This window comes from Streptomyces spongiae (genome assembly GCF_009377185.1).
Lineage (GTDB): Bacteria > Actinomycetota > Actinomycetes > Streptomycetales > Streptomycetaceae > Streptomyces > Streptomyces spongiae.
Genome location: NZ_VJZC01000099.1, coordinates 1 through 23,844, shown reverse-complemented (window position 1 = coordinate 23,844; position 23,844 = coordinate 1). Strand labels below are relative to the sequence as shown.

The 23,844-nt window shown below is 69.9% G+C and carries 19 protein-coding genes; 12 read left to right on the top strand and 7 right to left on the bottom strand.

Annotation, left to right across the window (positions count from 1 at the left end; translation table 11 throughout):
- Positions 1–126 precede the first annotated feature (126 nt).
- On the top strand, positions 127–585 hold the full coding sequence (locus FNH08_RS51945) for a nitroreductase family protein (RefSeq protein ID WP_322724657.1): 459 nt from the start codon (positions 127–129) through the stop codon (positions 583–585).
- On the opposite strand, the gene FNH08_RS16705 is transcribed toward FNH08_RS51945, so the two are convergent.
- Positions 551–1,444, bottom strand: a complete 894-nt coding sequence (locus FNH08_RS16705) for a GNAT family N-acetyltransferase (protein ID WP_152772271.1) — start codon at positions 1,442–1,444, stop codon at positions 551–553. The two genes, FNH08_RS51945 and FNH08_RS16705, sit on opposite strands and share 35 nt — an antisense overlap.
- 69 nt (positions 1,445–1,513) lie before the next feature.
- The gene (locus FNH08_RS16700; RefSeq protein WP_152772278.1) at positions 1,514–3,424 is read right to left on the bottom strand and encodes a glycoside hydrolase family 35 protein; all 1,911 of its coding nucleotides are present in this window, start codon (positions 3,422–3,424) and stop codon (positions 1,514–1,516) included.
- 115 nt (positions 3,425–3,539) lie between these two features.
- Between FNH08_RS16700 and FNH08_RS16695 the strand changes: the two genes are divergently transcribed.
- From FNH08_RS16695 to FNH08_RS16660, 8 genes are all read left to right on the top strand, one after another.
- Positions 3,540–4,559, top strand: a complete 1,020-nt coding sequence (locus tag FNH08_RS16695) for a LacI family DNA-binding transcriptional regulator (protein ID WP_152772270.1) — start codon at positions 3,540–3,542, stop codon at positions 4,557–4,559.
- Between the two features lie 417 nt (positions 4,560–4,976).
- Entirely contained in the window at positions 4,977–6,299 is a 1,323-nt protein-coding gene (locus FNH08_RS16690; protein ID WP_152772269.1) for a carbohydrate ABC transporter substrate-binding protein, read from the top strand.
- 157 nt (positions 6,300–6,456) lie between these two features.
- Positions 6,457–7,440 (top strand): carbohydrate ABC transporter permease, encoded by a 984-nt coding sequence (locus tag FNH08_RS16685; protein WP_322724654.1) that lies wholly within the window; start codon positions 6,457–6,459, stop codon positions 7,438–7,440.
- A gap of 24 nt (positions 7,441–7,464) precedes the next feature.
- A complete protein-coding gene (locus tag FNH08_RS16680; protein WP_228034176.1) occupies positions 7,465–8,370 on the top strand; it encodes a carbohydrate ABC transporter permease in 906 nt (301 codons plus the stop codon).
- A 14-nt stretch (positions 8,371–8,384) separates the two neighbouring features.
- Entirely contained in the window at positions 8,385–8,600 is a 216-nt protein-coding gene (locus tag FNH08_RS16675) for a DUF6903 family protein (RefSeq protein ID WP_228034175.1), read from the top strand.
- Positions 8,597–10,060, top strand: a complete 1,464-nt coding sequence (locus FNH08_RS16670; RefSeq protein ID WP_322724653.1) for an alpha-L-fucosidase — start codon at positions 8,597–8,599, stop codon at positions 10,058–10,060. The genes FNH08_RS16675 and FNH08_RS16670 overlap by 4 nt, the downstream gene beginning before the upstream one ends.
- Complete coding sequence (locus FNH08_RS16665) at positions 10,057–11,271, top strand: peptidylprolyl isomerase (RefSeq protein ID WP_152772268.1); 1,215 nt, start codon at positions 10,057–10,059, stop codon at positions 11,269–11,271. The genes FNH08_RS16670 and FNH08_RS16665 overlap by 4 nt, the downstream gene beginning before the upstream one ends.
- A complete protein-coding gene (locus FNH08_RS16660) occupies positions 11,268–13,661 on the top strand; it encodes a discoidin domain-containing protein (protein WP_152772267.1) in 2,394 nt (797 codons plus the stop codon). Before FNH08_RS16665 ends, FNH08_RS16660 begins: the two co-directional genes overlap by 4 nt.
- A 62-nt stretch (positions 13,662–13,723) precedes the next feature.
- Here FNH08_RS16660 and FNH08_RS16655 read toward each other — a convergent pair whose 3' ends face one another.
- Complete coding sequence (locus FNH08_RS16655) at positions 13,724–14,635, bottom strand: alpha/beta hydrolase (protein WP_152772266.1); 912 nt, start codon at positions 14,633–14,635, stop codon at positions 13,724–13,726.
- A gap of 401 nt (positions 14,636–15,036) precedes the next feature.
- On the opposite strand from FNH08_RS16655, the gene FNH08_RS16650 reads away from it, so the two are divergent.
- A complete protein-coding gene (locus tag FNH08_RS16650) occupies positions 15,037–15,954 on the top strand; it encodes a peptidoglycan-binding protein (protein WP_152772265.1) in 918 nt (305 codons plus the stop codon).
- Positions 15,955–16,104: 150 nt separating this feature from the next.
- Positions 16,105–19,332, top strand: coding sequence for an alpha-L-rhamnosidase (locus tag FNH08_RS16645; RefSeq protein WP_322724651.1), 3,228 nt, complete (start codon positions 16,105–16,107; stop codon positions 19,330–19,332).
- A 69-nt stretch (positions 19,333–19,401) separates the two neighbouring features.
- On the opposite strand, the gene FNH08_RS16640 is transcribed toward FNH08_RS16645, so the two are convergent.
- The 4 genes from FNH08_RS16640 to FNH08_RS16625 all read right to left on the bottom strand — a co-directional run bounded on the left by FNH08_RS16640 (position 19,402) and on the right by FNH08_RS16625 (position 22,363).
- Positions 19,402–19,962 (bottom strand): DUF3455 domain-containing protein, encoded by a 561-nt coding sequence (locus tag FNH08_RS16640; protein ID WP_152772264.1) that lies wholly within the window; start codon positions 19,960–19,962, stop codon positions 19,402–19,404.
- A gap of 31 nt (positions 19,963–19,993) precedes the next feature.
- Positions 19,994–20,797 carry an SGNH/GDSL hydrolase family protein gene (locus FNH08_RS16635; RefSeq protein WP_228034174.1) on the bottom strand — a complete coding sequence of 268 codons (804 nt, stop codon included), beginning with the start codon at positions 20,795–20,797 and terminating at the stop codon, positions 19,994–19,996.
- A 96-nt stretch (positions 20,798–20,893) separates the two neighbouring features.
- On the bottom strand, positions 20,894–21,673 hold the full coding sequence (locus FNH08_RS16630) for an alpha/beta fold hydrolase (protein ID WP_322724649.1): 780 nt from the start codon (positions 21,671–21,673) through the stop codon (positions 20,894–20,896).
- A gap of 216 nt (positions 21,674–21,889) precedes the next feature.
- On the bottom strand, positions 21,890–22,363 hold the full coding sequence (locus FNH08_RS16625) for a carboxymuconolactone decarboxylase family protein (protein ID WP_152772262.1): 474 nt from the start codon (positions 22,361–22,363) through the stop codon (positions 21,890–21,892).
- A 255-nt stretch (positions 22,364–22,618) separates the two neighbouring features.
- On the opposite strand from FNH08_RS16625, the gene FNH08_RS16620 reads away from it, so the two are divergent.
- On the top strand, positions 22,619–23,844 hold a 1,226-nt coding region (locus FNH08_RS16620; RefSeq protein ID WP_152772261.1), incomplete at its 3' end, for a polysaccharide deacetylase family protein.

Here is a 23,844-nt window from a genome sequence, read left to right as displayed (position 1 = left end):
GCGGGGGCGGGTGCCGAAGTGACCCGGTTGCAACCCCGATGAAACCCAGGCCAGTGGCCTGGGATCTCCGCGCCTATCGTTAACACCCCGTGCGACGGCTGCCGTTGAGTGAGGGGACGAGAAGACGTGGATGTGTACGAGGCCGTGGCCAGTCGCCGGGCGGTGCGGGCGTTCAGCGATGAGCCGGTGTCCAAGGAGGTACTCGAACGAGTACTGACCGCGGCGACGCGGGCTCCGTCGAGTGGGAACCTCCAGCCGTGGCATGTGTTCGTCGTGACCGGCGACCCCTTGGCCGAGCTGAAGAGGCGCGCGACGGCCAGGGCGCTGGCGGGAGACCCCGGCGATGAGCGGGATACCGCCGGGACCGATACTGCCGGGACGGATACTGCCGGGACGGATGCTGCCGAGTTCCTCCGCCGCGCCGCCGCGTCGCGCGCCGCCGCCGAACTGGCGGAGGGCGTGCGTCAGGGAGCCCATCCTGATGACGTCGCACTCTGCCTTGAGCTCGACCGGTTCCCCTTCGCCATGGTGGCGACCTTGGAAGACTCGCTCATGGTCCTCCGTCCGTGCGGGTCGCCGATGTGAAGTCGTACCCGGCGAAGTCGGTCACCCGGGCGTATCCGATGCGCTGGTAGAGGGCGTTGCTGGTGGGGTTGGCCGGGTCCGCGAACAGGACGACATCCGTGGCGCCCGCGGCCAGCGCGGCCCTGCTCACCTCGGCCGTCACCGCGCCCGCGTACCCGCGGCCCCGGAAGTGGGCCGGGGTGTAGACCGGGTCGACCCGGACCATGCCGCCGACCATCGAGGTCGCGGCCGCCATCGAGACGGGCGTACCGTCCGGGGTCTCCCAGAACGTGAAGTGCCTGTCGCCGAAACGCGAGTCTCCCCAGGAGCCGGCGTCGATCAGGTCGATGGAGGGCTGTTCCCCGACGTCGACACAGAACTCACGGCACCAGCGCACGACTTGCTCACGGTCCTTCCCGCCCGTGATGCGACCTCGGCCCTCCGGGCGCGGCTGCGGTGGGGTGAGCGTGCCGAGACGGTACAGACGCGTCCGCCAGAAAGGTACCGGCGGCGTGCCCGTGTGCCGCCGCCATGCCTCGGCGAAAGCGCGGGCGGTCTCGTGGTCCGCGATGACGTTGGAGGGAGAGTGGCCGAGACCGGCCAGGTGGGCAGCAAGGGTGTCGGCCCGCTCGACGGCGAGGGGGGTGAGGCCGAGGCGACCGCGCGGAGTGAGATAGAAGATCGCGCGGACCTCGTCTCCTGACTCCAGTCGGCCGAAGACGGCGGCTTCGGCGTCGTGTCCGGCCACCCTCCGTGTTCGCAGTTTCTCGATGTCCGTCAGCGCCGTGTTGTGCAGGGCGGGGCGCGAGTGCAGGAAGTCTCCGGTCCGGGTGAGGAAGTCGTCCAGGTCTTCGGTGAGGTGCCAGTCATCCGGGCGCATGCCGTGATGATTCCTGATGCCGCGGGGGTGCACCCGTGGTTTCCCGCCGGGAGAGAACCCCACCCCCGGTCAGTCGAACTCCTCGACGTACTCCTCCGGTGGTCCCAGCTCGGGGCGGTCCCTCAACTCCAGGGTCCCGCCGAGCCGTTCCAGCTCCAGGACCGTCACGGTGTTCTCGCCGGCGTGCAGCAGCGGTGCCGGGCAGTACAGGGTGACCTGCGGGCCGATCTCCCAGTAGCGGCCGAGCAGGAACCCGTTGACCCAGACGAGGCCGCGGCTCGATCCCGGCAGCGCGAGGAACGTGTCCGCGGGCGTGTCGACGTGCAGGGAGGCGACGGCGAAACCGGCGTGTGTGGTCGCGGAAGTGGTCGCGGAAGTGGTCGCGGAAGTGGTCGCGGAAGTGGTCGCGGAAGTGGTCGCGGGAGTGGCCGTGGGACCGGCGGCGACCCCTGCGGCCAGCTCGCCGGAGGACCACTCCTGCAGCGCGACCGGCGTACTGTCCCAGCCCTGCACGATGCGCCGGTCGACGAGGACGGGGCCCAGGAGTCCCTTGTGGCGGCCTATGCCCGGGCCGTAGTTCACCCGGCCGAGGTTCTCGACCAGGATCTCCAGGCGTACGACGTCGCCGGTTCCGTGGAGGGGGAGTTCCGGGGAGTCGGGGTCGGCGACGCCCAGGCAGGTGCCGTCGGCGAAGACCAGGGCCCGGTCGCGTACGTCGGTGAGGGTCAGTCGGTGTTCGCCCGCGGGGATGCGCGGGTGCGCCGTGTGCAGGACCATGCCCGCGTCGAGTCCGAGTTGTTCGAACGAGGCGGGGCGCGGGGCCGTCGTGGTCGGGGACGGTACGGCTCGGAGGCCGGTGAGCAGGTCGGCGCGGTGGACGAGAGGGAGGCGGGTCGGCGGGAGCGTGGGCAGGCGCTCGGGTGACCGGAGGGGCTCGTGGGCGCCGAGTACCTCGCGCATGGCGAAGAACTTGGGGGTGAGGCCGCCGTCCTCGGCGATGGGCGCGTCGGAGTCGTAGCTCGTCACGACGGGCTGGAGCGGGCCGTCGTGGTCGTTGGCGCCCGCCCACAGCCCGAAGTTGGTGCCGCCGTGCGCCATGTAGATGCTCACGCTGCCGCCGTCGGCGACGATGCCTCGGAGGGTGCGGACCGCGCTGTCCACCCCGCGGACGTGGTGCGATTTGCCCCAGTGGTCGAACCAGCCGTTCCAGAACTCGGCGACCAGGAAGGGTTCGTCGGGTCGTCGTGCGGTGAGGAGTCGCCGGGCGGCGTCGGGCTGGGAGCCCAGGGTGACGGCCGTCAGGGTGCCGGGCAGGGTGCCGCCGTCCAGCATGAGCTCGGTGGGTCCGTCGGCGGTGAACAGCAACTCCCGGATGCCGCGCGTGGACAGGGCCTGGCGGGTCCAGTGCACGTAGGCGTGGTCGTCGCCGTAGCTGCCGAACTCGTTCTCCACCTGCACCGCCACGACCGGCCCGCCCTCGCACGCCTGGAGCGCGGCGACGCGCGGGAGAAGCTCGTCGAACCAGCGGCCGACGGCGGAGGTGAACCCCGGATCCGAGCTGCGGACCGCGACGTCCCGTGCGGTGAGCCAGCTCGGCAGGCCGCCGTTGGACCACTCCGCGCAGATGTACGGGCCTGGCCGGACGACTACGTCGAGGCCCTCCTCGCCCACCGTGCGGATGAACCGCTCGATGTCCCGCCAGCCGTCGAAGCGGGGCGCCTCGTCCTCGCGGGGCTGGTGGAAGTTCCAGGGCACGTAGGTGTCGACCGTGTTGAGGCCGAGGTCGGCGAGCCTGCGGATGCGGTCCCGCCAGAGGCCGGGGTGGACACGGAAGTAGTGCAGTGCCCCGGACAGGATGCGATGGGGGACGCCGTGCCGGTACAGACGTCCGCCTCGCCAGGTGAGCGCGCTGGTGGCGGGGTCAGCCACGGCGTCGGCCACTGCATCGGTCGTGGTGTGGGCCGGAGAGATGTGTGTCATGGGCCGCTCAGTCACGGGCGTGAGCGTATGTTATCGGTGCCATGAGTAACAAGAGAGCTACCATCTGACGGAGGGCCGCGACGCGGGGGCGCGCCGGCCGCGGGAGAGGAGCGCCATGACCGAGGGCACCGCGAGGACCAGGCAGCCGAGCATGACCGACGTGGCTCGGACCGCCGGGGTCTCGGCACAGACCGTCTCGCGCGCCCTCCGCGGCTCACCGAACGTCAACGCCGAGACCAAGAGGCGTGTGCTCGCCGCCGTGGAGCAGGTCGGCTACCGGTTCAACAGCGCCGCCAGGGCCCTGTCCTCCGGGCGCAGCCACACCATCGGGCTGGTGCTGCTGGCGTCCGGCGGCTACTACTCGCGCTCGGCGGTGACCGCCGGTGTCGAGGCGGCCGCCGGTGAGGCCGGGTACGCGGTGAACATCGCGACCATCGCCGCGCTCGACACCGGCCTGATGGAGCGCGCCCTGTCCAAGCTCGCCGACCAGGGCGTCGACGGCTTCGTCATCGCCGTACCGCTCATCTCCGTGACGCCGAAGATCGAGGACATCACCCGCGACATCCCGACCGTCACCCTCGACGGCTCGCGGACGGCGGGCGCCCGGGTGCTCGGGATCGACCAGCAGGAGGCGGGCCGGGTCGCCACCCAGCACCTGCTGGACCTGGGGCACCGCCAGGTCTGGCACATCTCCGGGCCGGACGAGTGGATCGAGGCGCGCCAGCGGCGGCAGGGCTGGCAGGAGTGCCTGGACGCGGCGGGGGTCGAGGCGCCGCCGCCGCTGGAGGGCGACTGGTCGCCCGACTCGGGATACCGGCAGGGGCAGATCATCGCGATGATCCCGGACGTGACCGCGGTCTTCGTCGCCGGCGACGAGATGGCCTTCGGGGTGATCCGCGCCCTGCGCGAGCGCGGCCGGTCGGTGCCCGACGACGTGTCCATCGTGAGCGTCGACGACATCGCCCTGGCGGCCCACTGCTTCCCGCCGCTGACGACCGTCCGGCAGGACTTCTACCGCTACGGCGCGGCGGCCGTCGACCTGCTGCTGCGGGGCGACGACGCCGACGTCGACGAGTCCGTCGCCAGCGTGTCGCTGTCGGTACGCGAGTCCACGACACGGCCGCGCTCCGGCTGAGGCCGGGGCCGGCTGGGCCCCGGACCCGCCAAGCCCCGGACCGCTGGGCCCCGGACCGGCGAAGCCTCGGACCGGCCTGCGGACGCTCCCGAGGGCACCCCCTGCGTGCGCTCCCGAGGCGGCGCCCATCCGTGCGCTCCCGAGGCCGCCCCTCCATGCGCTTCGGAAGCGCCCTCGCCGACGCCCCATCTGAAATGTCTCCCGTGGGCCCCTTGCGCCTTCATGGGAATCGGTGCCACCGTAAGCGCGCATGTTATCGGTGCCACCGTAACAAGTCCGGATCGCGCTGCGCTCCACGTACCGGTTCGGTGGCACGGCGTCACGGTGGTGTGGCCTCCGACGGGGCCGGCCCGCCCCGTACTTGCTCTACCGCTCGCAGCCAGACAGGTGGGCGACAGTCCACGGGAAGGACCCCACATGAGGAGATCGCTCGTCCTCACGGGCGCCGTGGTCACGGCGCTCGGACTGCTCGCCGGCTGCTCGGCCGGCGGGGACAGCTCGGACTCCGGAAAGACGACCCTCAAGGTCGCCGCCCTCGAAGGCGGCTACGGCCGGGACATGTACACGCAGGTCATCAAGCAGTACGAGGCATCGCACCCCGACATCGATGTCCAGTTGCAGATCTCGAAGAGCATCGAGGACGAGATCACCCCGAACATGAAGGCGGGGAAGTACCCGGACGTCGTGGTGCTCGGCCAGGGCCGTAAGGCCGCCCTCACCGAGACCCTCATCAAGGACAAGGCCCTCGAGGACCTCACCCCGGTGCTCAAGGAGAAGGTCCCCGGCGAGAACACCACCGTGGGCGACAAGCTCACCAAGGGCATCGTCGGCAACCTCAACACCAACCCCTACGGTACGGACAAGACGTACCTGATGCCGATGTACTACGCCCCCACCGGCCTCGTCTACAACAAGGGCCTGTTCGAGCAGAAGGGCTGGACGGTCCCGGCCACCTGGGACGAGATGTTCGCGCTCGGGGACAAGGCCAAGAAGCAGGGCATACCGCTGTTCACCTACCCGACCGCCGGGTACCTGGACTCGTTCTTCTTCGCGCTCCTCGCCGACGTCGGCGGGGAGCAGTTCTACAAAGACGTCATGACGTACAAGAAGGACGTCTGGAAGTCGGCGGACGCCCGCAAGGCGCTCGACATCACCACCAAGCTGCTGGGCTACGCCGCGCCGGCCACCGTCGGATACGCCAACGAGCAGGACTTCACCAAGAACCAGCAGCTGATCCTCGACAACAAGGCGCTGTTCATGCCGAACGGAACCTGGATCGTCGGCGAGATGGCGGACGCCCCGCGCGCCAAGGGCTTCCAGTGGGGCCTGACCCCGCTGCCGGCGGTCACCGCGGGCGGCAAGCGCTACCTCACGACGTCGGTCGAGTCGGCCTGGGTCCCCAGCGCCGCCCAGAACAAGGACGCGGCGAAGGACTTCATCGCCTACCTGTACTCCGACAAGGCGGCGAAGATCTTCGCCAAGTCGAACGCGATCCAGCCGATCGAGGGCATCGCGGACACGCTGACCGGCGAGAACGCCGAGTTCTACAAGCTGTACGAGGACCCGTCGGTCTCCGCGCTCGTCGGCGGGTTCGCGAGCACCGCGCCGGTCCAGGGCGTCGACATCAAGGCCACGCTCTTCGACACCGCGAACAGCGTCATCAGCGGCGACACCACCGAGGCCAAGTGGCAGTCCGCGCTGAACGACGCCAGCGAGAAGCTCCGCGAGGCGGGCGACTGACCGGCCCGGTGGCGGCCCGGTCCAGCCCGGGCCGCCACCGGTGCCTCTCGGAGACCGGGGAGTCCCTCTCCACTCCCCCAGCTTCCCCAGCCTCCCCAGGACTGCTTCGTACAACAGGACTGCTTCGTACGACCCAAGGACCCCGAGGACCCGCACGGTGACGACGCTCTCCACACCACCCCCAGGCTCGACGAACCGAACCTCCAAAACGGCGCCGTCCGACGGGAGTTCCCGGCGCGGTGCCCGTGCGCCGGCCCGCCGGCGCGGCAACACCGGGTTCGTGCTCGCCTGTCTGCTTCCCGCGCTGGTGCTCTTCGCGGTGTTCATGGTCGTCCCGACCATGAACGTGTTCCGCACGTCCTTCTACACCTGGAGCGGCTTCTCCCCCGAGAAGCGCTTCGTGGGGCTCGACAACTTCCGCCACCTCCTCGACGACGACCAGTTCGTGCGCGCGTTCCAGAACACGGTCGCGCTCCTGGTCGTGGTGACGGTCGTGACGATGGGCATGGGCCTGTTCCTCGCCGCGATCATGACCCGGCAACGGCTGCGCGGCCGGAACCTGTACCGCTTCGTCCTCTACATCCCGAACGTGCTCTCGGTGGTCGTGATCGCCGCGATCTTCTCCGCCGTCTACGACCAGAACAACGGTCTGCTCAACGGCACGCTGAGGCTGCTGTCGCTCGACGGACTGCAACAGGTCTGGCTCGGCAACCAGAAGATCGTTCTCTACTCCGTCGCGTTCGCGATGGTCTGGCAGTCGCTGGGCTACTACATGGTCCTCTACATGGCGGGCATGGCGAGCATCCCGGAGGAGCTCTACGAGGCGAGCGCGCTCGACGGGGCGTCCCACACCCGGCAGTTCTTCGCCATCACGCTGCCGCTCATCTGGCAGAGCCTGCGTACCACGCTGACGTTCTTCGTCATGAGCGCCGTGAACCTCAGTTTCGTCCTCGTCCGCGCGATGACGGGCGGCGGGCCCAACGGCTCCTCCGAGGTCCTGCTGAGCTACATGTACAAGCAGGCGTACACGAATTCGTCGTACGGCTACGGCATGGCCATCGGTGTCGTCATCTTCGCGTTCTCGTTCCTCGTGTCGCTCCTGGTGAGCCGCGCGACACGGCGCGAGCCCCTCCAGTTCTGAGAGCCCTGAGGACGGACAGACACCATGACCACGATCAACTCGTCGTCCCGCGCCCGCACCGGCCGCCCCGACCGCGCCCGCACGGGCCGGGCTCTCACCTACGCCCTCGTCGCCGCCCTCGCGCTCGCCATCGCGGTGCCCGTCGCCTGGGTGCTGCTCGCCTCGCTCAAACAGAAGAGCGAGTTCTTCGGCAGCCCCTGGACGCTGCCGAAGGGCCTGCACTTCGAGAACTACGTCGACGCGTTCGTCGACGCGCACATGGGCCAGTACTTCCTGACGTCGGTGTTCGTCACGGCACTCGGGCTCGTGTGCGTCTTGGCGGTCTCCGTACCGGCGGCCTACGTCATCGCGCGCTACGAGTTCCGCGGCCGCCGCCTCGTCGAGATGGCGCTCTTGGCCGGCCTCTTCGTCAACGTCAACTACATCGTCGTACCGATCTTCCTCATGCTCGTCGACTGGGACCGCGCACTCGTCGACGTCTTTCCCGGCGGGTTCTTCATCGACAACCCGGCGGTCCTGTCGCTCGTCTACGCGGCCACGTCGATCCCGTTCACCATCTACCTGCTCACCGCGTACTTCCGGACGATTCCGGTCGAGTACGAGGAGGCCGCCGCGCTCGACGGGGCCTCCCGCTTCCGGATCATGACCCAGGTCATGCTCCCGATGGCACGCCCCGCGGTCACCACCGTGATCCTGTTCAACTTCCTCGCCTACTGGAACGACTTCATCATCGCGCTCACCCTGCTCCCCGGCGAGGGCAAGACACTGCAGGTCGGCCTGCTCAACCTGTTCACCGCACAGAAGGCGGCGGCCGACTACGGGCGTCTCTACGCCGGCATGGTCATCGTCATCGTTCCCGTCCTCATCCTCTACGCGGTCATCCAGCGCCGGCTCATCGAGGGCATGGCATCCGGCGGGGTCAAGGGCTGACGGAAGGAACCCACATGAAGGACATGAAGGATACGAAGGACACGAAGCACATGAAGGAATCGACGCGTACGGCGCTGCTCGTCACCGCCCGCACGGTCGTCGCGGCAGCCTGCCTCACCCTCGTCGTCGTCGCGCGCACGACGGTCGGGTGGGGACACCTCGCGCTCATGCTGGCCGGGCTGGCCGGGCTGCTGGCCCTGCTCGCCTCGTACAACCGGCGGTTCCGGTGATCGCGGCGGCGGCGACCGGACGGGCGCCGGCACTGGCCGAGGTGCGGCCGAGCGAGCGCCAACTCGCCTGGCAGGCCATGGAGTTCTACGGGTTCATCCACTTCGGCATGAACACCATGACGGACCGGGAGTGGGGCGAGGGACACGACGACCCGGCGCTCTTCGACCCGGCCGGGCTCGACGCCGACCAGTGGGTCGCGGCGCTGAAGAGCGCCGGGATGACCGGCGTGATCCTCACCTGCAAGCACCACGACGGGTTCTGCCTCTGGCCGAGCGACGTCACGACGTACTCGGTCGCCTCGTCGCCGTGGCGGGGCGGCGGGGGCGACGTGGTCGCGGAAGTCGCCGACGCGGCCCGGCGGCACGGCCTGCGGTTCGGGATCTACCTCTCCCCCTGGGACCGCACCGAGTCCTCCTACGGCTCCGGGACCGCGTACGACGACTTCTACGTCGCCCAGCTCACCGAACTGCTCACCCGGTACGGGCCGGTGTTCTCCGTGTGGCTGGACGGCGCGAACGGCGAGGGTCCGAACGGCAAGGTGCAGACGTACGACTGGGAGCGGTACTACGCGGTGGTCCGTGAGCTGCAGCCGGACGCGGTCATCAGCGTGTGCGGGCCCGACGTCCGCTGGTGCGGCAACGAGGCCGGGGACACCCGCCCCGACGAGTGGAGCGTGGTGCCGCGCGCCCTCCAGGACGCCGAACGGACCGCCGACCGCTCGCAGAAGGCGGACGACGGCGCCTTCGCCCGGCGGCTCGTGCGCAGCGACGAGCGCGACCTCGGCAGCCGCGCGGCACTGGCCGGGCACGAGGACGACCTGGTCTGGTATCCGGCCGAGGTCAACACCTCGATCCGTCCAGGCTGGTTCCACCACCCGGCCGAGGACACGGCCGTCCGCTCCGTGGACGAGTTGTTCACCGTCTACCTGCGGGCCGTCGGCGGGAACTCCTGCTTCCTGCTCAACGTCCCGCCGGCCAGCGACGGGCGCCTGCGGGACGCCGACGTGGCGGTACTGGGGGAACTCGGGCGGCGCGTCGAGGACTTCCGGGCGCGGCGGATCGAGGCGACGGCCGTGACGGTCTCGTCGGGAGTCGCGGGCGATGTCGCGAGCGCGTGGCCGGGCGTGGGGCCGGGTGCGGTGCTGGGTGCGGGGCGCACGCCCTGGCGGCCGGACGACACCGACCCCGTGCCCGCCGTGACGCTCACCTTCGCCGGGCCCCGTCCGGTCGAGGCGGTCGTCGTGGGCGAGGACATCACGCAGGGGCAGCGCATAGAGCATCTCGTCGTGCGGGGCCACCGGGACGGCGGGTGGACGACGCTCGCCGAGGCGAACGCGGTGGGCCACCAGCGCATCCTGACGTTCCCGTCGGCCGAGGTCGACGCCGTGTCGGTCGAGATACCAGGGGTGCGGGACACGCCCGTCGTCGCGCACGTGGCCGCGATCGGAGCGACCTCATGAAAGGCACGTTGCCCAGGCAGAACACCTCACGCAAGCAGAGCACCTCGCGCAAGCCGAGCAACTCCCGCAATCCGAGCGCCTCGCGCAAGCCTCGTGCCGCGCGGCGGCCGAGCACCTCCCGCACGCCCAGCACCTCCTCCCGCAGGCCGTCGCGCCGGGCCGTCGCCTGGTGGACCGGCGTGTGCGTCGCCCTCACCGCGCTGGCGGTCGCCGGAGTGACGATGCTCGGCGACCGTACCGGCGACGGCAACGGCGAGGCCGGCGAGGTCGCATCCCTCGACGGACACCCCGTCACCCGGGACGAGCTCCTCTTCCACATGCGTCGGCTCGCGCCGACCGTGCAGAACGAGCTGCGCAACAAGTACCACCTGCCGAGCACCGCCGACTGGAACGCGAAGGCCGGCGACAAGACCGCGCTCCAGCGCCTGGAGACCAGCGCGTTCGACGAGATCGAGCGGGACAAGACCACGCTCGTCCTCGCGAAGGAGCAGGGGCTCGTCGACTCCGTGGACTACTCGGACTTCCTCGCCGATCTCGCGAAGGAGAACCAGTCCCGTGCCGATGCCATCGCCGCCGGTCGGACCGTCTACGGCCTCGCGAAGTTCTCCCCCGAGGAGTACTACACCCACCGGCTCACCGAGCTCACCACGAGCCTGAAGAAAAAGCTCAGCGCGGGCGCGGGCGCACCGCTGCGGGTCACCGACGCCGAGGTCCGGCGCGCGTTCGACGCCGACCGGGACGACTGGAGCGCGGGCGCGACCACGTACAAGTACACGGAACTCGTCGTGCCGGTGCCCGCCGACGCCCCCGCGGACTACGCCTCCGGCCTCCAGCGACGGGTGACCGCCGCCAAGAGCCTCAAGGCCATGGCCGCCGGTGAACCCGGTGCCAAGGCCACGACCCGTACGTACGGCGGCAGTGGCTCCACCGGGCTGAACGCCCACGACCAGGACCTCATGACGGTGCTCAGCAAGCTCGCGCCGGGCCGGATCTCCGCCCCCGTCAAGGGCACCGGCCAGATCACCTACTACGAGCTCGACAGCAAGAAGGTCGACGAGACCAAGGCGTTCGCCGACTACTCCCGGCGGATCCGGCAGTCGCTCGTCGACGAGAAGTTCACCCGGTACCTCCAGCGCCGGATCGACGGCGGCGACATCGATGTCGACACCGCGGCGGTGGCCTCCATCAAGGCAAAGGATGTGCAGCAATGAGACCCTTCGACATCGAACCACCCCCCGACGACGAGGCGCCACCGGCACGTCGGCGGCTCACGGCACGGACGGTCCGCGCGGCCCTCAGGTCCCTGTTCACCGCCCTGGCCGCCGCGTTGCTCGTCGGATCGCTCGTTCCGGCCGCGCACGCGGCCGCGGCCCCGGAACGCGCTCCGGCCCCCGCCCCCGCTGTCGCCAAGAAGAGCTGGCCGGGCAACACGCCCAACCCGACCGGCGGCAAGGACTACTTCATCGACGCCAGGGGCGGTCGCGACAACGCGTCCGGCACCTCCCCGAAGACCGCCTGGCGCACCCTGGCCAAGGCGAACGCGACCACGTTCAAGCCCGGCGACCGCATCCTGCTCAAGGCGGGCGAGCAGTGGCAGGACGAGCAGCTCTGGCCGAAGGGCTCGGGCAGCGCGGGCAAGCCGATCACGATCTCGGCGTACGGCGACCCGAACGCGGGGCGGCCGTACATCGCGACGAACGGCAACGTGCCGAGCCCGTTCAACGCGGACGGCACGAAGAACCCCGCCACCGTCGGACTGACCGGCGCGATCGTGCTGCGCAACCAGCAGTACTTCGACATCAACAACGTCGAACTGTCCAACGACGACGACTTCGCGACCAACATCACCAAGGGCACGGCCACAACGCCGTACATCCGCGACGGAATCATGGTCTCGATCAACGCCGACCTCCTGAAGTCCGGCGAGGACAGCGTCATGGACCACTTCCGCATCTCGGACATCTACGTCCACAACATCGACGGCCCGAGCTACTGGCAGAAGATCCACTACGGCGCCGTCGACTTCCAGGTCTTCGGCAGCAAGAGCTACAAGGCGTACGGCACCGGCGGCTACCACTTCAAGGACGTCCGGATCGAGGACAACACCTTCGAGAACGTCGAACTGCATGCCGTCCAGTTCGCGTTCAACTGGTTCGCGGCCGACGGCGCGGACGCCGGCCAGTACGACGAGAACGGGAAGTGGCACGAGGGCTGGGAACAGCTGTGGGTGCGCACCCGCGACCTGTACAGCCGTGACGTCTACATCGGCCACAACTACGCCGAGAGCATCGGCCAGGGCGCGATCCAGCTCGCCAACACCAAGAACATGAAGGTCGAGTACAACGAGGTCAACGGCTTCCTGAAGCGCTACGACGCGGTGTCGTGCGCACTCTATCTATGGGCCGGGGCCGACTCGGTCATGCAGTACAACGAGGTCTACGACGGCCCGAACAACGAGTTCGACGGCACGCCCTGGGACCTGGAGTACACCAACTTCAACGTCACGTACCAGTTCAACTACTCGCACGACAACGCGGCGGGCTGGATGGCCTACATGGGCAACAGCTCCAACTCGGTGGCCCGCTACAACCTGAGCGTCAACGACAACGGCGTCCTCGTGAAGAACATGCTGTCGACGAACTACTCGCCGACGTACTTCACGAACAACACCTTCGTCTACGACGGCGCCGACCTCGACTACGTCCACGACGAGACGTTCCTGAGCCGCGTCTACTTCCTGAACAACATCTTCTACAACACCTCGAAGACGACCGATACACCGTGGTACCGCCGCACCGGCGCGCTACGGCAGGCCGTGTTCTCCAACAACGACTACTACGAGGCGAGCGGCACCCACTCCACCCAGGAGCCGGCAGACCCGAAGGGCTCCCGGGCCGACCCGCGGTTCGTCGGCGACCCCGCCGAGTACGTCACCGGGGCGGGCGTGCAGCAGATCCGCAAGGCGGCGGCGCACTTCGCTCTGCGTGAGGACTCGCCGCTCATCGACGCCGGCCGGTACAACCCGCACCTGGGCACGAAGGACTTCCTGGGCACGCACATCTACTACGGCACCGCACCGGACATCGGCATGGCCGAGACGAAGGTGGGCCCGAAGGTCGCCGACCCGGTCGACAACGATCCCATCGAGGAGGAGGCGGACAACCGGGTCGACCTCGCACGCGGCAAACCCGTCACAGCGAGCTCGACCCACCCCGGCGCGAACGGAACGCTCACCGCGGACAAACTCACCGACGGCGACCTCACCACCCGCTGGGCCGCCGCCGATGACGCCACCTACCCGATCACCCTCGACATCGACTTCGGCGCGGACACCACCTTCGACGAGGTCTATCTCGACGAGTACACCGACTCGGGCACCAACCCACGGGTGCAGTCGTTCGAGCTGCAGCGCTGGGACGCCGGGACGGGTCAATGGGTGCCCTTCGCGACCTACACCGACGGCATCGGCCACGACCGCACCGTGACGGGCTTCGGCACCGTCACGACCTCCCGTCTCCGAGTGGCCCTCACCGGGCAGATCGCTACGGAGCAGTACACCCCGACGATGACGGAGATCTCTGTCTACCGCTCGGGCGCGTAGGCAGGGGCGGATGACGGAGTAAGGCGGGTGGATGCCACGGCGTCCGCCCGCCTTTCCATGTGTCAGGCGCTGAGTGCGGTACGCAGCGTGGAGGCCATCAGCTCGATGGCCTCCTTTCCGGCGTCCACCGGGCCGGTGTGGGTGAAGTAGTGGTCGACGCCGTCGAAGACACGGTGGGTGACCGGGACGCCCGCCGCGTCCAGGGCCTTGGCGTAGGCGTCGCCCTCGTCGCGCAGGCGGTCGTGCTCCGCGGTGATGACCAGGGCGGGCGGCAGACCGGCGAGGTCGTCGGCCAGCGCGGGCGAGACGAGGGGATGCGCGCGGTCGGCCGGATCCGGGACGTAGGCGGCGGTGAAGACCCGTATGAGGTGCGGGTTGAGCAGGGGCTTGGCGATGGGGGAAAGCTTGGTGGAGGGGTCCGCGAGCTGGTCGAGCGGTGCGGAGTCGATGATCTGCAGCCGGGGCGAGAACGTGCCGCGGTCCCGGGCCGTGCGACAGACCGCCGCGGTGAGGTTGGCCCCGGCGCTGTGCCCACCCACGGCGAGCCGCGAGCCGTCCCAGCCGTTGGCCGCGCCGTTCTCGGCGACCCACGCGGTGACGTCGTACGCCTGGGTCACGGGGGCGGGGTACGGCCGCTGCGGGGCGACGGCGTAGTCCACGTTGATCACGACACAGCCGGCCGTGGCGGCGATGTAGCGGCAGATGTGGTCGTCCTGCTCGGGGCGGCCGACGATGAAGCCGCCACCGTGGAAGTTGACGTAGACGGGGGCGGGGGCAGGAGCGGGGTCGGACGTGTCGGTGCCGACCGGCGGGCGGTAGACGGTGCAGGCCACCGGCCCTGCCCCGGTCTCCACCTGGATGGCTTCGGTGCGCTTCGGGATGTCCGTGAAGCGCAGGTCCTTGTGGACGCGGGTCATCATGCCGCTGAGCAGCAGCTGGATGCCTCTGGCCTGGATTCCGGGACTGATGGGCATGGCGCGACCCCTATCGCTGCAACTTTGAATTATCAGGATTCCTGATAATGGATGCTGGGCTTGCGTCGCGCAACGGGGAGAGGGGATCCGTCTCGCATCGGCTGGTGTTCGAGAAATATCCGTGTTGATCGACAACCGACAGAGGTCTACGGACGTCATACAAGCGTCAACAGACGTCTACAGACGCCTGCCGGCGAAAAGCGTCCCCAGGAATCCCGGGGATCGTCATGACTGCCATCACCCGCCCGCGAGCCGGCGGGTCGTGACGGCGCCGACCCGGCGCGTCCACGAACGGCATCAGCGGGCGGCGAGGTCCATGACCCTGGCCGCCTCTCACTCTCTCCTCCTTGCTTCCCCTTCTCGCCGAACCAGCGAGGGCACACTCACCTCAGGAGTCCGTGATGAGCACCAAGACGGGACCGCAGAGATACCCCGGCGCGAGCCGGGCGAACTGGTACCAGGACGACTTCGGCGGTGACCCGATGCAGGTCAACGTCGTCGTTCTGCACACCACCGAGGGCCCGACCCTCCCCGGGTACGGCGGCGGCTCCTCCGCGCCGAACCTGACGGCGGTCCCCGATTTCGCCGCCAAGAAGCTGAAGTGGTACCAGCACTTCGACATAGAGACCTCCTCCAGGGCGCTGGTCAACCTGCGGGGCGGCGTCGAGACGAACACCATGAACGTGTGCCAGATCGAGCTGGTCGGCACCTGCGACCCGAAGACCCACACGAAGTGGAAGGCCGCGGGCACCCAGCACGTCTACTGGCCGGACGCCCCCGACTGGGCGCTGCAGGGCGTCGCCCGCTTCCTGTCCTGGATGCACGAGGAGCACGGGGTCCCGCTGTCCGGCCCGAAGTCGTGGCCCGCGTACCCGTCGTCGTACGGCAGCGGCGGCCAGCGGATGACGGGCGCGCGGTGGACGGACTTCAAGGGCGTCTGCGGGCACATGCACGTGCCCGAGAACGTCCACGGCGACCCCGGCGCGATCGACTTCGCCAGGATCCTCAAGTACGCGAAGGCCGACCTGGACGTGGGCGACGACGACACCCCGGAGACGACCACACCCGCCAAGCCGAAGGTGCCCGCGTTCCCGGGGCGCAAGTACTTCGCGGCCGGAGCCTCGAACGCGTACGTCCTGCAGCTCGGCAAGCAGTTGGTGAAGCGCGGCTTCGGCGACCACTACAAGGTCGGCCCGAGCAGGACCTGGGGCGAGGCGGACCGGCTGAACGTGCGGGACTTCCAGAAGTCGCGCAAGGAACTGCGCGGCGACGCCGACGGCAGCCCCGGACCGCTGACCTGGCGCCTGCTGTTCTCCTGACGTGTTTTTCTGGCATGTCCTCCTGACGTGTGCAGCGATTGAAACCGTTCAATCGCTGCACACCGATTGACCCCCGCCTCACGCGCCCTTACGTTACCCACGCCCAGCTGAATTGAATCGATTCATCCGTTTCCTGCGTGAGGAGTCGTAGTGATCAGTAGGAGGAACATCCTGGCGGGCACGGCCGCCACCGTCGCGGCGGCAGCCATGGACGCCGTACCGGCGACGGCCGCGCCCGCATCCGGGCAGGTCCAGGCGCGGGCGGCGCGGGGCGGCCCGCGGGTCACGGCGCCGACCGTGGAGTACGTCCGGCACCCCCTGGGCCTCGACGCCCAACGGCCCCGGCTGAGCTGGCCGTTGGCCTCCGACAAGCCGGGCGTGCGCCAGAGCGCCTATCAGGTCCGCGTCGCCACCACCGCGTCGGGCCTGTCCCACCGCCACCCGGACGTCTGGGACAGCGGGAAGGTCACGTCCGGCGAGTCCGCCCTCGTACCGTACGGGGGTCCCGAACTCAGGCCCCGGACCCGCTACTTCTGGTCCGTCCGCGTGTGGGACACCGACGGCCGGGTCACCGACTGGAGCGCGCCCACGTGGTGGGAGACCGGTCTCCTGGACGCCGGGCAGTGGACCGCCGACTGGATCTCGGCCCCGGCGAGCCTCACGGACGCGCCGTCCCTGGAGGGCAGTTCCTGGATCTGGTTCCCCGAGGGCGATCCGGCGAACAGCGTTCCGGCGGCGACCCGTTGGTTCCGCGGCGCCGCGGACCTGCCCGACGGGATCACGGGGGCGACGCTCGCCCTCACCGTGGACAACGTGTACACCGTCTCCGTGAACGGGGTCGAGGTGGCGCGCACCGACCTGGAGACCGACCACGAGAACTGGCGCCGTCCGGCCGTGATCGACGTACTGGACTGGATCCGCACCGGCGACAACGTTGTCGCAGTCTCCGCCACCAACGCCACCCCGGGCCCGGCCGGAGTCATCGCCGTCCTCACGGTCCGTACCGCCTCCGGCGAGCAGAGAATCGTCACCGACGCCTCCTGGAAGGCGACGGACAAGGAACCCCCCGCCGGCTGGCGCGAGGTCGGCTTCGACGACGGGGACTGGCCGGCGGCCAGGGTGGCGGCCGCGTGGGGCGGCGGGCCGTGGGGAAGGGTCGTGCCGGTGTCGTACGCCGCCACCCAGCTCCGGCACGAGTTCCGGCTCCCGCGCAGGAAGGTGGTCCGCGCCCGCCTGTACGCCACGGCGCTCGGCCTGTACGAGGCCCACCTCAACGGCCGCCGCGTGGGCCGCGACCAGCTCGCTCCCGGCTGGACCGACTACCGCACCCGCGTCCAGTACCAGGCGTACGACGTGACCACGCTCGTGCGGCCCGGCGCCAACGCCATCGGGGCCTACCTGGCACCCGGCTGGTACGCGGGCAACGTCGGCATGTTCGGACCGGGGCAGTACGGTCAACACCCTTCGCTGCTCGCGCAGTTGGAGGTGGAGTACGCGGACGGGACGAGCGAGCGCATCACGTCGGGCACCGACTGGCGGGCCGCCGCCGGGCCGATCACCGCCGCCGACCTCCTCAGCGGCGAGACGTACGACGCGCGCAAGGAGACCGGGGGCTGGACCTCACCCGGCTTCGACGACGCGAGCTGGCTCGGCGTACGCGTCATGGGTGGCGTCGGCGATGTCGGTCCCGATCTGATCGTCGCGCAGGTGGACGGTCCCGTCCGCGTGGCCGAGGAGCTGACACCGGAGAAGGTGACCGAACCCAGGCCCGGTGTCTTCGTGTTCGACCTCGGACAGAACATGGTCGGCTCGGTGCGCCTGCGCGTGTCGGGCGACGCGGGGGCCACCGTCCGGCTCCGGCACGCCGAGGTGCTCAACCCCGACGGCACCGTCTACACGGCGAATCTGCGGAGCGCGGCGGCGACCGACACGTACATCCTCAAGGGCGGTGGAAAGGAGGAGGTCTACGAGCCCCGCTTCACCTTCCACGGCTTCCGCTACGTCGAGGTGACCGGGTTCCCCGGCACCCCCTCGGCGAAGGCCGTCACCGGCCGCGTCATGCACACGTCCGCGCCCTTCACCCTCGACTTCGAGACCGACGTGCCGATGCTCAACCAGCTGCACAGCAACATCACTTGGGGGCAGCGCGGCAACTTCCTCTCCATTCCGACGGACACACCCGCGCGCGACGAGCGCCTGGGCTGGACGGGAGACATCAACGTCTTCGCGCCCACGGCCGCCTACACGATGGAGTCGGCCCGCTTCCTCGCCAAGTGGCTCGTCGACCTGAGGGACTCCCAGACCCCGGAGGGCGCGTTCACGGACGTGGCACCGGAGGTCGGCTCGCTCGGCAGCGGCACCGCCGGCTGGGGCGACGCGGGCGTCACGGTCCCCTGGGCCCTCTACCAGGCGTACGGCGACCGGCAGGTCCTCGAGGACGCCTGGTCGTCCGTGCGGGCGTGGCTGACGTACCTGGAGAAGAACAGCGACCAGTTGCTGCGCCCGGCCCAGGGGTACGGCGACTGGCTGAACGTCGACGACGAGACCCCCAAGGACGTCATCGCCACCGCGTACTTCGCGCACAGCGCCGACCTCGCGGCCCGGATGGCGAAGGTGCTCGGCAAGGACCCCGACCCCTACCTGGATCTCTTCGGCCGGGTACGGGAGGCGTTCCGGAAGGCCTACGTCAGCGCCGACGGCAGGGTCAAGGGCGACACCCAGACGGCCTACGTCCTCGCCCTGTCGATGAACCTGCTGCCGGACGCGTCGCGCAAGGCCGCGGCCGACCGGCTCGTCGCCCTGATCGAGGCCCGGGACTGGCACCTGTCGACGGGGTTCCTCGGCACGCCCCGGCTGCTGCCCGTCCTGACCGACACGGGGCACACCGACGTCGCGTACCGCCTGCTGCGGCAGCGTTCCTTCCCCAGTTGGGGCTACCAGATCGACCGGGGCTCCACCACGATGTGGGAACGCTGGGACTCCATCCGGCCCGACGGAAGTTTCCAGGACACGGCCATGAACTCCTTCAACCACTACGCCTACGGCTCGGTGGGCGAGTGGATGTACGCGAACATCGCCGGCATCGCGGCGGGCCGGCCCGGCTACCGCGAGATCGTCATCCGCCCCCGGCCGGGTGGCGAGGTCACCTCCGCCCGCGCCACGTTCACCTCGGTCTACGGTCCCGTATCCACGCGATGGCGGCAGCAGGCCGGCCGCTTCACCCTGACGTGCGCGGTGCCGCCCAACACGACCGCCGAGGTGTGGATCCCCGCGACGGCACGGGAGGCGGTCACCCACGCTGAGGGGGCGTTCCTGCGCGAGGAGGACGGCTGCGCGGTCTACCGGGTCGGCTCCGGTACGCACCGCTTCACGGCCTGACGGTCGATCCGCCTGACGGTGGGGACGACGGGCCCGTGGGTGAACGCGGGCCCGTCGCACCTCACCCCGTCACTTGGCGGGCTTGTAGAAGGCGTACGTGGCGGAGTACGGGACGCTGACCTGGTCGGTGCCGGTGCAGGCGGTGGTGGGGGCGACACCGCCGCGGGTGCCCAGGCGCTGGATGTACGAGACGTCGGCGAAGACCCCGGTGCCGCGCGTGCCGGTGGACTGCAGCAGGAGTTCGGGGATGGTGCCGGTCTTGGGGGAGCTGGCGACGGCGGTGGCGGTCACGGCGCTGCCGTCCACCGTGGACACCCAGACGGGGCCGCGGGAATGGAGGGCGACGGGGCGGCGGGACTTGTCGTTCTTGGCCCAGAGCGTGGCGGCCGGTTCCAGCAGCTTCCAGGCGCCGTCGGTGCAGGTGTACGTCTGGACGCCCTCGGCTCCGAAGACGCCGGAGAGCCGGTTGCCGTCGGGGACCTTCAGCGCGGCGGGGACGTCGACGCCTGTGCGGGCGGGCTGGGCCGATTGTGAGGCCGCGGCCGTGCCGACCGTCGTGCTGAGGAGCGCTCCCGCGGACACGGCGGCGAGAGCTGTGGTGGTGAGGACGAGACGCTTGGTGAGCTTCATCTGATGTGTCTCCAGAGCGATTTCTACGGGGTCATCCCCAGGTCCTGCTGAGCTTCGCGGCGTAGCCCTTCTGGTAGCCCGCCGCGTTCGGGTGGAAGGTCTCGGCCGGTGCGGACGGGTTGACGCCGTTGAACCATGGATCGGCGCCGCACGCTCCGTGGCCGCTGAACTCCTTCCGCATGTCGAGGAAGTAGACGGGCTCCTTGACCGAGGCGGCCTTGGTGCCCTCGGCCAGCGCGTCGGCCAGACCGTTCATGGCGGTGCGCTTGGCGGAGCTGAGGTCGATGACAGGGCAGGTCCCGGTCGGGGAGAGCACCTGAGGATAGCCAAGGACGAGGATCAGGGCCTTGGGTGCGCGGGCCTTGATGTCCTTGTAGAGGGCGGCGAGTTCCGTCACCAGCTGGTTCCTGGCGTAGTACGACATCCAGCCGGTGGCCGTCTCGCAGTAGCTGTCGCTCTTGGTGAGGCACGCCTCGACGACACTGGCGAACTGGGCGTCGTTGCCGCCCACCGTGAGGGTGACGAAGCTGGTGTCGGAACTCAGGGCGGACAGCTGGTCGTTCCGTACGTCCGCGATGGTCGCGCCGCTGCAAGTAGCGTCTTTGAGCGTGTAGTTGGGGTGAGCGGCAGCCCACAGGCGCGGATAGCTGCTGGGGCTCCGCTTGCAGTCGCCGCTGGAGGCGTCGTACGGGCCCGCTCCGACCCCCGACGCGTACGAATCTCCCAGAGCGACGTACTCCGCTCCTGTCGCCGCCTGGGCGGGGGTGCCGACGGCGACCTCCGTACCGGCTAAGGCGATCAGGGCGGCGAGGACGACCGACGTCAGTTTTCGCATGACTTCCCTTTGGCTCGTGGAGCCTGAGTCGATGGACATGGGAGGAGAGTGCCGGAAGAGGGTCTTGGTTCCGTGGGAGGGCAGCGAACCCTGGTCCTAGCCCTGGCTCTGCTCCGCGAGTGCGGTGGCTGTGGCGTGGGCGAAGGCTTCGGGGTTGTCCAGCATGATGTTGTGCCCGCAGTCGGGTATCGCCACCACGGCCACCCCCGCCTCGGCGAGCGCGTCGGCGCCCGGGAGCGGGCCGTCGGCCTCGGGCAGCAGGAAGGTGCGGGGAATCTTCAGGTCGAGCAGGAGTTCGCGCATGGTGGGGACGCTGCCGCGGACGAGGGAGACCGCGCTGCGGTGCAGGGCCTCACGGCCGGCCAGGCGCATGGTGGCCCACCACTGCGGGCCCACCCGGTCGCGGACCTCTTCCCAGCCGCCCTCCAGGAACGCCTGCTCGGAGTAGGCGGCGATACCGCTGCTGCCGCCGGAACCAGGCTCACGCGGGAGCGGGTCGAGGTTGGCGTCGACCAGGACCAGGCGGGACACCAGGTGCGGGTGCCGGGCGGCCAGGACGATGGCCACCGAGCCGCCCATGCTGTGCGCGATCAGTTCCGCGCCGGTGACGCCCGCGACGGTCAGGGCGTTCGCGAGGGCGTCGGCATGCGACTCCAGGGTGTAGTCGAAGCCCGTCGGCCGGTCGCTGATGCCGTGACCGAGCATGTCGATCAGCAACGAGCGGCGCCCGGCCAAGAGGGGGTGGACCGCGATCTCCGCGAAGTAGGCGGGCGACGTGGCGCCCAGGCCGTGCACGTAGACGCGGGAAGGTTCCTGCCCCGGCAGTTCCACCCAGCGGATCCGGTCGTTCTCGGACGTCACGACAGCACTGCGCACAGTCTGTTCCCCCTGCGAGCCAGGTCAACGGAGAGACGAGAGTACCCAGTTGGACTCGGCGGGGGGAGGATCGCCGGACCGGCACCCGCCCCGGGCCCGTGGTGAGGGCGCCCGGGGTGGGTGCTGTCGGGTGCTGCGGTGTGCTGCCGTGTGTCGCCGTGTGCTGCTGTGCGTTGCCGTGTGCTGCTGTGCGTTGCCGTGTGTCGCCGTGTCGCGTCAGCCGAACTGGCCGGGCTGGTAGTCGCCCGCGGGCTGCTGGATGATGACGTTCAGGCGGTTGTAGGCGTTGATGAGGGCGATGAGGCCCACCAGGGCGGCGAGTTGCTCCTCGTCGTAGTGCTTGGCGGCGTTCGCCCATGCCTCGTCCGTGACACCGCCGGCCGCGTCCGCGATACGGGTGCCCTGCTCGGTCAGCTCCAGGGCGGCGCGCTCGGCGTCGGTGAACACCTTCGCCTCCCGCCAGGCCGCGACCAGGTGGAGGCGCTGCGGCGTCTCTCCGGCCGCCGTCGCGTCCTTGGTGTGCATGTCGGTGCAGAAGCCGCAGCCGTTGATCTGGCTGGCGCGGATCTTCACCAGTTCCTCCGTCGCGGCCGGCAGCGCCGAGTCCGCGACCACCTTGCCGGCCGAGTTGATGTGCTTGAGGAACTTGGCCGCGAGCGGGTTGCCGAAGAGGTTCAGGCGAGCATCCATGGTGAACTCCAGTGTCGTTTTCGGTGGTTACACCTCCCTGACGGAACGGCCCGCCCCGGTGTGACAGGAACGGATGTGACCTGCGTCACCACCGGGGAACTCACCCGAACGGTGATTGTTCGGGGGCGCACGGTGCGTCGCTCAACGACAAACGGGGCCGTGAGGATCGGCTGGGCCCACACAAACCCAGCCGGCCTCCCTTCCTCCGCCACTTCTTCCGCCACTTCCTCCGCCCCTTCGTCCCCCGGGTCCCGCATGCGCACAAGCACCCTCGCCTCCGTCCTCCTGCTGCTCGGCTCCCTGAACCTGACGACCGCCTGCTCGACCGGCACGCCCACGGCCGACTCGGCCCGCGGCCGGGGCGGTCCGTCCTCCAGTCCGTCCTCCACCACGGGTACGGACCCAGGCGGCACCGTCGACATGTCCAAGATCAAAGGCATCAGGATCGTCAGCGACACCAGCGACGCCCCCTCCTGCCGGTGGGCCACCGGCTACCCGGACGTCCCCGGCGCGACCGCGATGACGGCCGCCATGAAGAGGGACGTGGAGCAGCGCGTCAGGGCGTTCCTCGGCGAGGAGAGCGACGGCCCCGCCCGCCTCTGCGGGGGCGCACCGGCCGGGACCGAGGGCGCGCGGGCCGCCGAGCTGAACATCAGCTTCTCGTTCCTGGTGGCCTCCGGCGACGTACTGGGCGTACGGCTGACCACGTTCCAGAGCCCGTCGGCCGGGGACGGCACGGACACCAGGACGTACTGGTACGACGGCAGGGACAGGACGGACGAGTCCGCGCTCGCGCTCATCGCGGACGACTCCCGGAGCGCCTTCGTCTCAGCCGTGCGGAAGCAGCTCGAGAAGCGGCTCAAGAGGCCGCTCAAGGGGCAGACCAAGGAGCAGACCAAGGGGCAGATCAAGGGGAAGGAGGGCGCCGGTCCCACGCCCCTCGAGGACACGGCGGACCGTATCGCCCACCTGGACGACATGGCCTTCACCGCCGACGGCGGCCTGAGGGTGGCCCTAGACCGAGGCGCCGTCGGCGCCCCCACGGGCGGCCGCCACACCGTGACCCTCCCCCGGGCGACCGTGGCCCCCTGGCTGTCCGGCTTCGGCCGGCGCGCCCAGCGGCAGACCGTCCATCCCGGCTCCGGGCTGGACCTCGGCGCCACCAGCACCCCCACCGCGCCCGTGCCGACGCACACCGCGGACGGGGAGGACTCCACCGACTGCGCCAAGGTCACGTGCGTCGCCCTCACCTTCGACGACGGCCCGGCCTCCCCGCACACGGCGACCCTGCTGACGTATCTGGCGGCGTACGACGCCCGCGCCACCTTCTTCACCGTCGGCCAGAACGTCGCCGCCCACCCCGAGCTGGTCCGCGCCCAGGTCCAGGCCGGTCACGAGGTCGGCAACCACTCCTGGAGCCACCCCGACCTCACCCGCCTCACCCCCGCCGAGATCCGCTCCGAGGTGGACCTCACCAGCGC

What these genes read in the sequence shown, in the direction of transcription:
- FNH08_RS16655 (WP_152772266.1), bottom strand. Translation starts at nt 14,635, where the DNA reads ATGCCCATCAGTCCCGGAATCCAGGCCAGAGGCATCCAGCTGCTGCTC.
- FNH08_RS16705 (WP_152772271.1), bottom strand. Translation starts at nt 1,444, where the DNA reads ATGCGCCCGGATGACTGGCACCTCACCGAAGACCTGGACGACTTCCTC.
- FNH08_RS16675 (WP_228034175.1), top strand. Translation starts at nt 8,385, where the DNA reads ATGAAGGACATGAAGGATACGAAGGACACGAAGCACATGAAGGAATCG.
- FNH08_RS16665 (WP_152772268.1), top strand. Translation starts at nt 10,057, where the DNA reads ATGAAAGGCACGTTGCCCAGGCAGAACACCTCACGCAAGCAGAGCACC.
- FNH08_RS16690 (WP_152772269.1), top strand. Translation starts at nt 4,977, where the DNA reads ATGAGGAGATCGCTCGTCCTCACGGGCGCCGTGGTCACGGCGCTCGGA.
- FNH08_RS16660 (WP_152772267.1), top strand. Translation starts at nt 11,268, where the DNA reads ATGAGACCCTTCGACATCGAACCACCCCCCGACGACGAGGCGCCACCG.
- FNH08_RS16625 (WP_152772262.1), bottom strand. Translation starts at nt 22,363, where the DNA reads ATGGATGCTCGCCTGAACCTCTTCGGCAACCCGCTCGCGGCCAAGTTC.
- FNH08_RS16695 (WP_152772270.1), top strand. Translation starts at nt 3,540, where the DNA reads ATGACCGAGGGCACCGCGAGGACCAGGCAGCCGAGCATGACCGACGTG.
- FNH08_RS16680 (WP_228034176.1), top strand. Translation starts at nt 7,465, where the DNA reads ATGACCACGATCAACTCGTCGTCCCGCGCCCGCACCGGCCGCCCCGAC.
- FNH08_RS16640 (WP_152772264.1), bottom strand. Translation starts at nt 19,962, where the DNA reads ATGAAGCTCACCAAGCGTCTCGTCCTCACCACCACAGCTCTCGCCGCC.
- FNH08_RS16700 (WP_152772278.1), bottom strand. Translation starts at nt 3,424, where the DNA reads ATGACACACATCTCTCCGGCCCACACCACGACCGATGCAGTGGCCGAC.
- FNH08_RS16650 (WP_152772265.1), top strand. Translation starts at nt 15,037, where the DNA reads ATGAGCACCAAGACGGGACCGCAGAGATACCCCGGCGCGAGCCGGGCG.
- FNH08_RS16635 (WP_228034174.1), bottom strand. Translation starts at nt 20,797, where the DNA reads ATGCGAAAACTGACGTCGGTCGTCCTCGCCGCCCTGATCGCCTTAGCC.